13 protein-coding genes are annotated in these 13,578 nt (G+C 64.3%); 11 read left to right on the top strand and 2 right to left on the bottom strand.

Annotated elements, in window-relative coordinates:
- Window positions 1-36: 36 nt before the first annotated feature.
- Window positions 37-1,614, top strand: coding sequence for a bifunctional GNAT family N-acetyltransferase/carbon-nitrogen hydrolase family protein (locus QWY79_RS04875; RefSeq protein ID WP_290270450.1), 1,578 nt, complete (start codon window positions 37-39; stop codon window positions 1,612-1,614).
- Between the two features lie 4 nt (window positions 1,615-1,618).
- The gene (locus QWY79_RS04880; RefSeq protein ID WP_290270452.1) at window positions 1,619-2,425 is read left to right on the top strand and encodes a M90 family metallopeptidase; all 807 of its coding nucleotides are present in this window, start codon (window positions 1,619-1,621) and stop codon (window positions 2,423-2,425) included.
- On the opposite strand, the gene QWY79_RS04885 is transcribed toward QWY79_RS04880, so the two are convergent.
- Complete coding sequence (locus QWY79_RS04885; protein WP_290270454.1) at window positions 2,422-3,288, bottom strand: LysR substrate-binding domain-containing protein; 867 nt, start codon at window positions 3,286-3,288, stop codon at window positions 2,422-2,424. The two genes, QWY79_RS04880 and QWY79_RS04885, sit on opposite strands and share 4 nt — an antisense overlap.
- Window positions 3,289-3,413: 125 nt before the next feature.
- Between QWY79_RS04885 and QWY79_RS04890 the strand changes: the two genes are divergently transcribed.
- From QWY79_RS04890 to QWY79_RS04900, 3 genes are all read left to right on the top strand, one after another.
- Window positions 3,414-4,595 (top strand): TauD/TfdA family dioxygenase, encoded by a 1,182-nt coding sequence (locus tag QWY79_RS04890; protein ID WP_290270457.1) that lies wholly within the window; start codon window positions 3,414-3,416, stop codon window positions 4,593-4,595.
- Between the two features lie 91 nt (window positions 4,596-4,686).
- Window positions 4,687-5,634, top strand: coding sequence for an ABC transporter substrate-binding protein (locus QWY79_RS04895; protein ID WP_290270459.1), 948 nt, complete (start codon window positions 4,687-4,689; stop codon window positions 5,632-5,634).
- Between the two features lie 89 nt (window positions 5,635-5,723).
- Window positions 5,724-6,404, top strand: coding sequence for a TVP38/TMEM64 family protein (locus QWY79_RS04900; RefSeq protein ID WP_290270461.1), 681 nt, complete (start codon window positions 5,724-5,726; stop codon window positions 6,402-6,404).
- Here the strand turns inward: QWY79_RS04900 and QWY79_RS04905 are convergent, their stop codons facing one another.
- On the bottom strand, window positions 6,405-7,727 hold the full coding sequence (locus tag QWY79_RS04905) for a glycosyltransferase (protein ID WP_290270462.1): 1,323 nt from the start codon (window positions 7,725-7,727) through the stop codon (window positions 6,405-6,407).
- A 370-nt stretch (window positions 7,728-8,097) separates the two neighbouring features.
- On the opposite strand from QWY79_RS04905, the gene QWY79_RS04910 reads away from it, so the two are divergent.
- From QWY79_RS04910 to QWY79_RS04935, 6 genes are all read left to right on the top strand, one after another.
- Complete coding sequence (locus QWY79_RS04910) at window positions 8,098-8,649, top strand: lipocalin family protein (protein ID WP_290270464.1); 552 nt, start codon at window positions 8,098-8,100, stop codon at window positions 8,647-8,649.
- A 178-nt stretch (window positions 8,650-8,827) separates the two neighbouring features.
- Window positions 8,828-9,847, top strand: a complete 1,020-nt coding sequence (locus QWY79_RS04915) for an SMP-30/gluconolactonase/LRE family protein (RefSeq protein ID WP_290270466.1) — start codon at window positions 8,828-8,830, stop codon at window positions 9,845-9,847.
- Between the two features lie 211 nt (window positions 9,848-10,058).
- A complete protein-coding gene (locus tag QWY79_RS04920) occupies window positions 10,059-11,051 on the top strand; it encodes a succinylglutamate desuccinylase (protein WP_290270468.1) in 993 nt (330 codons plus the stop codon).
- Window positions 11,052-11,276: 225 nt separating this feature from the next.
- On the top strand, window positions 11,277-12,047 hold the full coding sequence (locus QWY79_RS04925) for an ABC transporter ATP-binding protein (RefSeq protein WP_290270469.1): 771 nt from the start codon (window positions 11,277-11,279) through the stop codon (window positions 12,045-12,047).
- A 24-nt stretch (window positions 12,048-12,071) separates the two neighbouring features.
- Window positions 12,072-12,776: an ABC transporter permease gene (locus tag QWY79_RS04930; RefSeq protein ID WP_290270471.1), complete on the top strand. Its 705-nt coding sequence runs from the start codon at window positions 12,072-12,074 to the stop codon at window positions 12,774-12,776.
- Window positions 12,776-13,507 carry an ABC transporter permease gene (locus QWY79_RS04935; protein ID WP_290270473.1) on the top strand — a complete coding sequence of 244 codons (732 nt, stop codon included), beginning with the start codon at window positions 12,776-12,778 and terminating at the stop codon, window positions 13,505-13,507. The genes QWY79_RS04930 and QWY79_RS04935 overlap by 1 nt, the downstream gene beginning before the upstream one ends.
- The last annotated feature ends 71 nt before the right edge of the window (window positions 13,508-13,578 follow it).

Consider the following 13,578-nt stretch of genomic DNA (forward strand, 5'->3'; position numbering starts at 1 on the left):
CGGCATTCGAGGTCACATCAGTACAAAGGACGTCCCATGTCGCTAGACGATCTTCAGCTCAATCTGCGCAACCTGACACCGGAAGACTATCCCCAGCTCAAGCAGCTGATGGATGCCGTCTATGACGATCTGGGCGGTGCCTGGCCCAAGCACACCATGGAGCGCCTGATCCAGGAGTTTCCCGACGGCCAGATCGGCATCGAGGACGATGGGCGCCTGATCGGCGTGGCGCTGACCGTGCGCGTGGATTACGACGGCTTCTCCAACCCGCACAAGTACGATGACCTGATCGACCAGCGCGAAATCATCCTCAATGATCCCGATGGCGACGCCATGTACGGCCTCGATGTCCTGATCCATCCGGACTATCGCGGACACCGGCTGGGCCGCCGGCTCTATGAAGCGCGTCGCGAACTGTGCCGCTCGATGAACCTGCGGGCCATCCTGGCAGGGGGCCGCATCCCCCAGTACCACCAGTACGCCGATGAGCTGACGCCCGCCGAGTACATCGACAAGGTGTCGCGCAAGGAGATCCACGACCCCATCCTGTCGTTCCAGCTGGCCAACGACTTCCAGGTCAAGCGGCTGCTCAGCAAGTACCTGCCCGAGGACGAGAAGTCACGCGGCTATGCCACCCTGCTGGAATGGAACAACATCCTCTTCGAGCCCGCCGAGCGAGTGCTGGAGACACGCCGCACCCAGGTGCGCGTCGGCGCGGTGCAGTGGCAGATGCGCGAATTCGCCTCGGTGGAGGCGGTGCTGCAGCAGGTGGAATACTTCGTCGATGCCCTGGCCGACTACCAGAGCGACTTCGCGGTCTTCCCGGAGCTGTTCAACGCCCCGCTGATGGGTCTGCAGGACCGCGCCGCCCAGCAGGACCAGCTGGCCGCCATCCGCTTTCTGGCCGGCTTCACCGAGCGCTTCAAGACCGAGCTGTCGCGCATGGCGGTCTCCTACAACATCAACATCGTGGCCGGTTCGATGATCGAGGTCGGCGAGGAAGACCGGCTCTACAACGTCTCCTACCTGTGTCACCGCGACGGCTCGGTCGAGCGCCAGGCCAAGCTGCACATCACGCCCCAGGAGCGTCGCGACTGGATCGTCGAGGGCGGTGACGAACTCCAGGTCTTCGAGACCGATGCCGGCCGGGTCGGCATCCAGATCTGCTACGACGTGGAGTTCCCCGAACTTTCCCGCCTGCTGGCCGATCAGGACATGGACATCCTGTTCGTGCCCTTCTGGACGGATACCAAGAACGGCTATCTGCGCGTGCGTCACTGCGCCCAGGCGCGCGCCATCGAGAACGAGTGCTATGTAGTGCTGTGCGGCAGCGTGGGCAATGTGCCGTCGATCGAGAACCTCGACATCCAGTACGCCCAGTCCTCGGTGTTCTCGCCCTCGGACTTCTCCTTCCCGCACGATGCCGTGCTCGCCGAGACCACGCCCAACACCGAGATGATCATGTTCTCGGACCTGGACCTGAGCCGCCTCAAGGTGGTGCGCAACGAGGGCTCGGTGACCAACCTCAAGGACCGCCGTCAGGACCTGTTCGACCTGCGCTGGCGTGACTGGTCCTGGAAGTCCGGTGGCCGCATCGGCGCCGAGGATAACTGAGCGCTTGCTGGCCTTCCTGAAGCGCTGGCGGATGGCGCGCTTCGAGGCCCGCCATCCCTTCCCCGAGACCGACTGGCAGGTGGCTCGGGAGCGAGTGCCCCTGCTCGGCGTACTGCCCGACGACCCGGCCGGGCGGCTGGGGCGCCGTGCCTGGTATTTTCTGCACCACAAGCGAATCAGCCTGCATCCGGCACTGCGCGAGGAAGGCATCGAGTTCGACACAGCCGGCTATCTGGCACTGGCGGGACAGGCCTGTCTGCTGACGCTCGGCTGGCAGGATCGCGACCATCTTGATGCCTTCTCCAATGTCCACGAGATACTGGTCCTGCCCGAGGCTTTCCACCGGCGCGTCGAGGAAATGGATGAGTTCGGCGTGATGCATGAGTACGACGACCAGCGTGCCGGCGAGACCTCCCATCAGGGACCGGTGGTGGTCGCCTATCCGGACCTGATGGCGAGTGGAGGGCTGGACGGCTTCAACGTGCTGATTCACGAGCTGTCGCACAAGCTCGACATGGGCAACTCGCTGGACGCCGATGGCTATCCGCCCTTGCCCGGCGACATGGATCCACGCGAGTGGTACCGCGTCTTCATGGCCGTCTGGGAGGACCTTCAGGCCCGGCTGGAACGCGGTGACATCACACCCATCGACGATTACGCCGCCACCCACCCCGGAGAATGCTTCGCCGTGAACTGCGAGTACTTCTTCACCTCACCGCACACCCTGGTGGCCGCCTACCCCGAACTCTACTCCCTGCTCACCCAGTATTTCCGGCAGGAGCCGGCTGGCTGGTTCGGCCCCCGGGTCTAAAGGCACTCCAGCAACCAATCCCACAACCGCGCCGCCTCTTCGTGGGGCTGTCGCTTCGCCGGGCGCACCAGCCAGAACTGCTCTTCGCTGGGAACTTCCAACGGCAAGGGCGCCACCAGGTCGTCGCGCTTCTCGAGCAGGCGACGATGCATCAAGGCCACTCCGCCGGACTGACTGGCCAGGGCCAGCGTCATCACCTGGTTGTCACAGGTCATCGCCGCGCAACGGTCCTCCAGGCCCGGCACACCGGCCTGCTCCAGCCAGGTCGGCCAGCCCACGGCAAAGCCCACGGCATGCAGCAGGACCTGACCGGCCAGGTCCTCGGGCGTCTGGATCCGACGCGCCAGCGTCGGCGAGCAGGCCGGCAGCATGGCCTCCTCGCCGAGCGAGATGGCCTCCACCCCGGACCACTCGCCACGGCCATAACGAATCTCGATATCCGCGCCCTCGGGACCGAAGTCGTCCGGCCAGATGGCGCTCACCACGCGGGCGCCGATCTCCGGGTAGTCGCGCTGAAACGCGGGCAAACGTGGCGCCAGCCAGTTCTGCTGAATGACGGGCGTGGTGCGCAGAGTGACCTGGCGCTCCTGCCGCGTACCGCCGAAGACTTCACTGGTGCCTTCGCCGAGTCGCACGAAGGCATCCTGAATGGAAGGCAGCCAGGCACGTCCCACGGGCGTCAGGCTCAGGCTGCGCGGATGCCGCACGAAGAGCTTCTGACCGAGCCGATCCTCCAGCAGGCGAATGCGCTGGCTGATCGCCGCCTGGGTGACCCCCAGCTCGTTACCCGCCGCGGTGAAGCTCAGGGTGCGCGCTGCCGCTTCGAAGGCCTGCATCCATCCCAGCGGCGGCAATCCTGTCATGATGGTACTCCCGGCATGGCTAATTACCTCATAAGTTTTTCTAGGGCATAGGGGCCAGATTAATCGTTTGCGCACTCATCAGGCAATCGTCACCCTGTATCGCACTACTGCAACAGGAGGCCAAGATGACTACCGACGCTGCCACCGTCACCTCACCCGACCGTATCACCTGGTCCATGAGCGAGCTGTTCAGCCACACCGGCGGCCCCGCTCTGATTGATGCCACGACCGGCAGCTCAAGCGTCACCTTGACCTGGGAGGACCGCCAGCAAGCCGACTTTACCCTGAGCTGGCTGCGCGACCACTGCCCCTGCACGGAATGCCGTCACACCACGACGCGCGAGCGCCTCTACATTCCCCTCGAGCTGCCGGAAGCCGCGCCTGCCGCCCGCCTCGAGGACGGCAACCTGGTGCTGACCTGGGCCGATGACCATGTCAGCCCCTTCGATGCCGGCTGGCTGCGCCAGCGTCAGGCCGGGCAGCCGACAGGCGATGCCGTGCCTGCCCGCCGGCCCTGGGCGGAAGACTTCGCCCCGGCCCGCGTGGCACACGCCGACTTCGTTGAGGACGCCGCCGGGGAACGCCAATGGCTGACCGCCCTGCTGCGTGACGGCCTGGTGCTGCTCGAGGACGGCCCGCTGGCCGACGAGGAAGTCAGTCGCCTGGCCGAACGCATCGGCCCTCTGCGCGCCACCAACTTCGGCGCCCGCTTCGATGTGCGTTCCAAGCCCAACCCCAACAATGCCGCCTACACGGCCATCGGTCTGCCCCTGCATACCGACCTGCCCAACTGGCGTCAGCCGCCGGACATCCAGCTGCTGTACTGCCTGGAAAACGGTGCCGAGGGTGGCGAGTCGACCTTCACCGACGGCTTTGCCGCCGCCGAGGCGCTGCGTGAACGCTCGCCGGAGGCCTTCCGCCTGCTCAGCGAGACCCCCATCGATTTTCGGTTCCAGGACGACACCCAAGATATCGCCTGGCGCGCCCCGATCCTGACACTGGACTATGACGGCCAGCTGCTCGAAGTCCGTTTCAACAACTGGATCCGCGACTCGCTGCGCCTGCCGCTGGATCAGGCCGATGCCTGGTACCGCGCCTATATCGAATTCTGGCACCTGGTCCATGACCCGAGCATGCGCCTCGAGTTTTCCCTGCAACCCGGCGAGATGATCGCCTTCGACAACCGCCGCGTGCTGCACGGGCGCAACGCCTTCAACCCCAACAGTGGCCGTCGCCACCTGCAGGGCACCTACCTGGATCTCGACCTGCTGGAATCGCGGCTGCGCGTTCTGGCACGTAGCACCTGAGCCTGACCCGTGCCTCGCCCGAGGCACCTTCACAGGCCTTTTCTTGGTACTCATGCCGGGTCTGCGGGCCCGGCCATCAGGAGAGCAATCAATGCGAGTCTGTTCCAACCCGTCCCTATGGACGCTTCCCCTGGCGATGGGGCTGGCCGGCCCCGCCATGGCCGACGATGCCACCCTGGATTTCGGCGTTCCAGCCTGGCCGGGGATCACCGTCAAGACCGAAATCGCCGCACAACTGCTCGAGCCGCTCGGCTATGCCACACGCTCCGAGGAACTCGGCATGCAGGTGGTCTACCAGGGCCTGGACAGCGGGGACCTGGATGTTTTCCTTGGCGGGTGGCTGCCGGCCCAGGACAGCATCTATGCGCCGCTGATCGACAGCGGTGCCATCAAGCGGGTGGTCAACAATGTCGATGGTGCCCAGATGACCCTGGCAGTACCCGACTACCTGTATGACCAGGGCATCCAGAGTTTTGCCGACCTGGACGCGCATCGCGACCGCTTCAATGGCGAGATCCACGGCTTCGGCGCCGGCTCGGCGGCCAGCGAGATCCTCAACGAGGCCATCGACAACGACACCTGGGGCCTGGGCGACTGGCAGCTGGTCGATACCAGCGTGGTCGGCATGCTCACCGCGGCCCGCGACGCCATCTCGCGCGACGAACCCATTGTCTGGGTCGGCTGGACGCCGCACTGGATGAACCTGGAACTGGACATGCGCTACCTGGAGGACTCCAGGGACCTGTTCGGCGACAACAACGGCGCCAGCGAAGTCCTGACCATCGCGCGCAGCGCCTATGCCGATGCCAACCCCAACCTGATGACGTTCTTCCAGCAGTTCACCTTCTCCGCCGAGGAGCAGAGCTGGATGATTCGCGAATTCGGTCAGGAAGAGCGCGAGGTGGAAGCCGTGGCCCAGCAGTGGCTCAGCGAGCACCCGCAACGCGTGAAAACCATGCTGAAAGGCGTGACCACGCGTGATGACCAGCCCGCCTGGCCGGTCATCGAAAGCCGGCTCGAGTCGTTCAACGACGCCTGACCGCCTGCCGCTCGCCCGCTGAGCTCTTTGGCCAGCGGGCGATCTGCCGTATGCTGTCGCCAGACGTCCACCAGGAATCCCCCAGCTTCATGTCTCGGCCTCTCAGCATCCTTGCCTCCGTGCTGCTCGCGCTTGTCTCCCTCGGCCTGCTCTGGCAATGGCTGGCCATGCAGGACCTGCTGACCGTCGACAGCCTGATGAAGCTGGCCCGGGGATCGATCGCCTGGCGCGATGCCAGCTGGGCCGTGCTGGTGGTCATGGCCGCCTATGCCGCGGCCTCGCTGGTCATGTTTCCGCTCAGCCTGCTGGTGGCCCTGACCGGTCTGCTGTTCGGCCCCTGGTGGGGCTTCGCCTATTCACTGGCCGGCACCCTGGCGGCCTCGGTGCTGACCTGGTGGGTCGGCCGCCGGCTGGGGCGCGATGCCCTGATGCGCTATGGCGGCAAGCACCTGAAGGGACTGTCACGCTACCTCTCCGGTCGCGGCATCCGCACCATGACCGTCGTCAACCTGCTGCCGCTGGCCCCCTTCACCCTGACCAACATGATGGCCGGCGCCTTTCATCTGCGCTTTCGCGACTACATGATCGGCTCGACCCTGGGCATCGTACCGGGCCTGGCGGGGGTCACGCTGCTGGGCAGTCAATTGGGTGAACTGGTGACGGCGACCAGTACTCGCGAAGTGGTGTTATCCGTGCTGGGGCTGCTGGCTGGCGTCGGAGTGTTGTTTGCCCTCAAGCGCTGGTCACAGCGCCGTCAGCGCCACGGCTGATCACTCCGGGGGCACGCCCGGCTCGTCACGGCCGCCCGGCCACCAGTTGGGGCGTTCCTGATCCCACTCGCCCTGCACCATGTGACGCAGCAGACGGCCGCGATAACGCAGCATCTGCCACTCGGCACCCAGACGCCCGCGCACGCGATCCCAGCCGCCATCGTCGGCATGCGTGAAAGGCCCGCCGCGTGCGATGACTTCGCGATAGACCAGCAGACAACGGCCGGCGCAGCGTTGCTCGTCATAATCCGCGGCGGTCCACAGCGCCCCCTCCCTCAGGGGCTCCCGCGCCCGCTCATCGGCCAGCTCCTCGAGAGCCTCGGCCATCGCCGGGGCATCGTCCTCCGGCAACAGGCGTCCGTTCTCGCCATCCTCGACCACTTCGACCACCCCGGGCGCCGCCACGGCCACTACCGGCAAGCCGGCGGCCATGGCCTCGGCCACGACCATGCCCTGGGTCTCGCTGTGCGAGGCGAAGGCGAAGACATCCATGGCGTGATAGGCATCGATCAGAGCATCGCCATGCAGACGACCGGTGAAATGCACACGCGCCGCGACACCATGCCGCTCGGCGATGTCCTGCATGGCATCAAGGGCCTCGCCATCGCCCACGATCAGAAAGTGCGCCTCGGGTCGCCTGCTCAATGCCAGGGCCACCGCCTCGGTCAGAAACGACAGGTTCTTCTCCTGAGCCAGCCGCCCCAGGTGACCGATGACATACGCATCCGGCGGAATGCCGTGGCGGCGCCGACAGTCCTCGCCATTGCCCAGGGAGAAACGCGCCGTATCGACGCCGCTCGGCACGACCCGCACCGCGGAGTTGGCCTCACGCTCGATGAGCAGATCGCGAATACTCTCGCTCGGCGCAATGACGCTGTCGCACAACCAGCTGTACTGCGTGGCCAGGGCAATGGCAAAACGCTGCATGCGCGGCGAGTCCCCGGGCACATAGTGGGTGTAATGCTCATAGAGAGTATGGTGCGTGAACACCAGCGGCAGGCCATAGGTCTCGGCGGCCCGGGCCGCGGTATCGCCCAGCAGGAAGGGGTGGTGTGAGTGCACGATATCCGGCTCGAAGTCCTCGATGGCTTCATAGAGCTGCCCCGGCATCGGCACCGGCAAGGAGAAGTCACTGCCATTGAAGTGCTGAACGGCCGTCACCCGCACCACATCCGTCTCGTCGTCGGGCTGTCCTTCCAGACGCGGCGCCACGACCAGCACACGGTGTCCCGCCCGGCAAAGTTGATACTTGAGGCGTTGTACCGACTCGCTGACCCCACCGACAATCGGGTGATAGGTATTGGTGAACATCAGCACATTCACTGAAGCGATTCTCCTGTCAGGGCACGACGGATATTACTTGCGACAACACCAGCCCCGTCATGTTCTCCACGCACTGGGGAGGCACGCGGTCAAACCGCCAGGCTGGCAAGCGGCGCAGATGATACACGGCGACCTCGCCTTCACGCACCTCCCGATTTGGCTTCAGCTTGCCCGACGCGAGCCTGGGCCGAGCCCAGCGCCGACCTCCTGGCACGCTATCGCCAGGGACAGGACCACTGGCCCGCCCTCGGGTTTAATATAAGGGGATACAGCATGGTGGTTCCCCGGTGAGGCCCGGCAGTGTCATGATCCTGGCAGGCAAGCGTATCGTTTGCCGTCGAATCATTCATTCCCATTGAGCCTTGCCACCATGCTGATACCCCGCCGATACCTGCTGTCCCTGCTGGCAGCTTCCAGCCTGGGCCTGACTGCCTGCACCGGGATACCGGAGGGCGTGGAGCCCGTCGAAGACTTCCAGCTCGACCGCTACCTGGGCCAGTGGTACGAAGTCGCGCGCCTCGATCACTCCTTCGAACGCGGCCTGGACTGTGTCACCGCCGAGTACGCCATGCGCGAGGACGGTGGCGTCAGTGTCACCAACCGGGGCACCAACCTGCAGGAAGGCGAAGCCGATGTCGCCGAGGGCAAGGCCTACTTCATCGACTCGACCGATGTCGGCCGCCTCAAGGTCAGCTTCTTCGGCCCCTTCTACGGCGGTTACAACATCATGGCGCTCGACACTGATTACCAGTGGGCCCTGGTCGCCGGCCCGAACCGCGATTATCTATGGATCCTGTCGCGGACCCCGACACTGCCCGACGCTACCTATCGCAACCTGGTGCAACGCGCCGCCGAGCAAGACTTCCCCAGCGACGAGCTGATCAAGGTCGAACAGGGTGACGCCTGTGCTGCGTGGCGCTGATTTCCCGCGAGGCGTGGAAGACGTAGCAACAGGGCCCGATGGTCCATGAAGCCTCGAAATCCCGGTAGAGGATGCACGTTGTAAAAATGTATAACATACAAATGATTTAGCACCACATAAACTTCAAGCGATGCGGGGCCCTCCCGCCTCAGCCACGACACAAAAAGAGGATGCTGACATGACGCTTGAACGACGCCAGTTTCTGACTGCTTCCCTGGCACTGGGGGCCGCAACCGCCGCCCCCGGCCTGCTGGCCGGCAACACCACGCCTTCGCGCTATCCGGATGCCACCTGGCAGGTCATCGACAAGCAGTTCGAAAAGTACATGCTGTTCAACACGCCCCTGGAGCGCCAGTGGACCGGCGGCCTCTGGCTGGAAGGACCGGCCTGGAATGCCGTGGGACGCTATGCCGTATTCAGTGATATCCCGCGCGCACTGCAGATGCGCTGGGACGAGGCTACGGGTGAGGTCTCGGTGCTGAGACGCCATGTCGGCCACTCCAACGGGCATACCTTCGATGACCGAGGCCGACTGATTGCCTGCGAGCACTCGCCGGCCAGAGTGGTGCGCTATGAGTGGGATGGCAGCCTGAGCGTGCTGGCGGATCAGTACAACGGCAAACCGCTCAATGCGCCCAATGATGTGGTGGCCCTGAAAAGTGGTGGTGTGATCTTTACCGATCCCGGCTATGGCGCTCATGTGGATTATGAGGGCAAGCGCCGGACCCTCGAACTCGAGACCGCGGTCTACTACTGGCAGGATGGCCTGAAGGAACCCAGAGTATTGACCACCGAACTCTACAAGCCCAACGGTATCGCCCTCGGCCCTGACGGCAGCCAGCTGTACATTACCGACACCGCGCCCTCCCACCACCCGGATCAACCGGCAACCATCACCCGCTTCAACCTGCAGGATGGCGGCCAGTCCCTCAGTGAACCCGAACGACTCGTCGAGAGCAGCCAGACGGGTTACGACGGCCTGACCTGCGACGTCGAAGGCAACCTCTGGGTAGGCACTTCAGGCGGGGAAGGCACCGATGGTGTCAGTGTCTTTAGCGTGGATGGCACCCTCATCGGTCGTGTCCTGCTTCCGGAGATCTGCGCCAATGTCTGCTTTACCGGAGAAAACAGGAACCGCCTGCTGATGACCGCCAGCCAATCTATCTACACGCTGTACACGGCCACACAGGGCGCTTGATTCCTTCCATCCGGCGTCCTTGCGGGTCAGGGTTTTCATTATCGCACCCCGGGCTTTCATCAAGTCGACGCCGGGTATTGAGCCGGCAGCCGACTCTGGTGAAGGTAACGCGACCGACAACAACATCAGACCGGGAGCAAGATGATCACCACGGCTTATCCGCGACGCCGGAATACCGCCAGCCGGCGCCAGCATCGGCCGGAGGCCCGCCATGCTGGCTGATTGGCTGGAACAGAGCCTGAATGAGACCGCGTCGACTCCCCGGGGTGGCGAGATTCCCGGCGGCCGCTTTCGCGTGCCGGGCCCGGGACTGCTGGAACTCATGCCCGTCAAGGCTGCGCCAGAGGCGCCCGCCTTGGTCTTGTCGGTGGGCATTCACGGCAATGAAACGGCGCCCATCGAACTGCTGGGCGCCAGCCTGGCCCGGCTGGAAGCCGGCCTGATGACGCTCGGCAGTCCGGTGCTGGTGATACTCGGCAACCTCGAGGCTATCCGCGCCGGTACCCGCTTCGTCGCGACCAATCTCAATCGCCTGTTTCGACGCGACCTGGCCGACACCGGCATGGAGGCGGACCGCGCCCGCACCCTGATGCACGCCGTGGACGCCTTCTTCGAGCGTCATGCGACGCGCCGCCGGCTGCATTACGACCTGCACACCGCCATTCGCGGAAGCCAGTACTCCCGTTTCGCGGTCGAGCCCTACGCCGATGCCATCACCACACCGGAACAGTGGCAATGGCTGGCCGGTGCCGACATTCAGGCAGTGCTGCACCAGCACACCCACAGCTGGACCTTTTCGCATTACAGCAAGCACTACCATGCTGCCCAGGCCTTCACGCTCGAACTCGGACGTGCCCTGCCCTTCGGCGACAATGACCTCGCGCCCCTGGCCCCCATGGGCCGAATGCTCGACACCCTGCTGGCGGGGCAATCGCCCGCGACGGCCGAGGCGTCGCGCATGGCCTTCTTCCGCGTCGAGCACGAGCTGATCCGCCACGCCGAAGACTTCCGGCTATGCTTCGACGATGACACCCCCAACTTCACCGAGTTCGCCCCCGGCACCTGCCTCGCCGAGGATGCCCAGGCCGGTCCCTTCACGGTGGGTGAAACCGCTCTGCGGGTGGTCTTTCCCAACGCCAACGTCGAGCTCGGCGCCCGAGCGGCCCTGCTGGTCACTGCCACGCAGGCGCCGCCCACCTCATGAAACTGCGTTGAACGTTGTTTAAACGCTGAGAAACACCGCAGAATAACAACAAACTGGAGTCGTCATGCACTACATCATTACCGCAGGAACCCCGTACCGCCCGGCCACATGGCTGCCATGGCCTGCCGAGTGGCGCTCGGGCTGTTAGAATCGCTCACCTTTTCGCCGGCCCGCATCCCGTCCCGTGCCGACCCTGGCGATCTATCCCGAACTGGAGTCCGCTTCATGGCCGATACCCCGATTCCGCTGGAAGTGCGCAATATCACCAAGCGCTTCGGCGATACTGAAGTTCTCAAGGGCCTGTCCCTGCAGGCCAGCAAGGGCGATGTCATCACCCTCATCGGAGCATCCGGCTCCGGCAAGAGTACCTTTCTGCGCTGCATGAACCTGCTCGAGCAGCCCGACCAGGGTGATCTGATCGTTCACGGTGAGACCATCCGCTTCAAGGAAACCAAGAAAGGCCGCGAGCTGGAAGACTGGAAGCAGGTCGTCAACATGCGCGCCAAGCTGTCCATGGTCTTCCAGAGCTTCAACCTGTGGGCCCACATGACACTGCTCGAGAACGTCATCGAAGCCCCGGTGCATGTGCTCGGCAAGTCGAAGCAGGAAGCCACCCGGCATGCCCATGAGCTACTGCAGCGTGTCGGCCTGGATGACCGGGCCGACTACTATCCGGCGCAGATGTCCGGCGGCCAGCAACAGCGCGGCGCCATTGCCCGGGCCCTGGCCATGGACCCGGAAGTCATGCTGTTCGACGAGCCGACCTCGGCCCTGGATCCGGAGCTGGTCGGTGACGTGCTCAAGGTGATGCGTGATCTCGCCGAGGAAGGCCGCACCATGATCGTGGTGACGCATGAAATGGCCTTCGCCCGCGATGTTTCCACTCAGGTGATCTACCTGCACCAGGGGCAGGTCGAGGAAGCAGGCCCTCCCGACCAGGTTCTCGGCAACCCGAGCTCCGAACGCCTCAAGCAGTTCCTGGCGCCGAAGCACTGACATGGCCCGGATGAGGAGACTCACATGATCGACCTGCACGGCTATGGACCGCGCCTCATGGAAGGCGCCCTGGTCACCATCGAACTGGCGGTACTGTCGCTGATCCTGGCCATCCTGCTGGGTCTGGCCACGGCCAGCGCCAAGATGTCGCGCAACTGGGCCTTGCACCGCTTCGCCACGCTCTACACGACGGTGATCCGGGGGGTTCCCGACCTGGTGCTGATGATGCTGCTGTTCTTCGGCGGCCAGATCGGCATCAACCAGTTCACCGACTGGCTCTATTTCCAGTTCGATGTCGACATCTTCATCAACGTCAACGAATTCGTCGCCGGCGTGTGCACCATCGGCCTGATCTTCGGCGCCTACATGGGCGAAACCTTCCGCGGCGCCTTCCTGGCCGTGGACAGCGGCCAGATCGAGGCCGGCCGCGCCTATGGCATGTCGCACACCCTGGTGTTCCGGCGCATTCGCTTCCCGCAGATGATGCGCCACGCCCTGCCCGGCCTCTCCAATAACTGGATGGTGCTGCTCAAGACCACGGCCCTGGTGTCGGTGATCGGCCTTTCCGACATGGTGAAAATCGCCTCGGAGGCTTCCAAGGCGACTCGCGAACCCTTCACCTTCATGATTATCGTCGCGGCGATTTATCTGCTGATCGCCAGTGTCTCCGAGTGGGGCTTCGCTCGCCTGCAGAAACGCTATGACGTCGGCTTCGAGGAGGTGGACTGATGGAAAGCCTGACAACCTGGCTGAAAAACCTGCTGGCCGACAACAGCATCTTCACCCTGCAGACACTCTCCTATTACGGCGAGGGGCTGGTCACCACGGTACAGCTGGTCTTCCTGTCGCTGATCATCGGCCTGTTGCTGGCGGTACCGCTGGCCATCGGCCGCGGTTCGAAGCGCGCCTGGGTCCGCCTGCCGATCTTCTTCTACTGCTATGTGTTCCGCGGCACGCCACTGCTGGTGCAGCTCTACCTGATCTACTACGGGGTGGTCTTCGTCGAAGGCATTCAGGACACCTGGCTCTGGGTCATCCTCGAAAAACCCTTCGTGCCGGCCCTGATCGCCTTCACGCTGAATACCGGCGCCTACACCACCGAGATCTTCCGTGGCGCCATCAAGTCGACGCCGCGGGGCGAGATCGAGGCGGCCCGGGCCTACGGCATGTCCTGGGCGTTGATGCTGCGGCGCATCGTGCTGCCCAGTGCCTTCCGCCGCGCCCTGCCGGCCTACGGCAATGAGGTCATCTTCATGCTGCATGCCAGTGCCATCGCCAGCGTGGTCACCATCATGGACCTGACCGGGGCGGCGCGCTTCGTCTACGCACGCTTCTATGCACCTTTCGATGCCTTCCTGTTCGTGGCGGCCATCTACCTGTGCCTGACCTTCGGCATCATCTATCTGTTCCGTCATCTGGAAAAACGCATGCTGGCCCACCTCAAGCCGGCCAGCGGTTGAGCGGCATGCGAAGGCGGGGAAGGCGGCGTCGAACAAACGTTGGTTCAAGACGTCGGCGCCCAGGCTTTCGA

Origin of the sequence: Halomonas sabkhae (assembly GCF_030409265.1) — a bacterium.
Classification (GTDB): Bacteria; Pseudomonadota; Gammaproteobacteria; order Pseudomonadales; family Halomonadaceae; genus Halomonas; species Halomonas halmophila.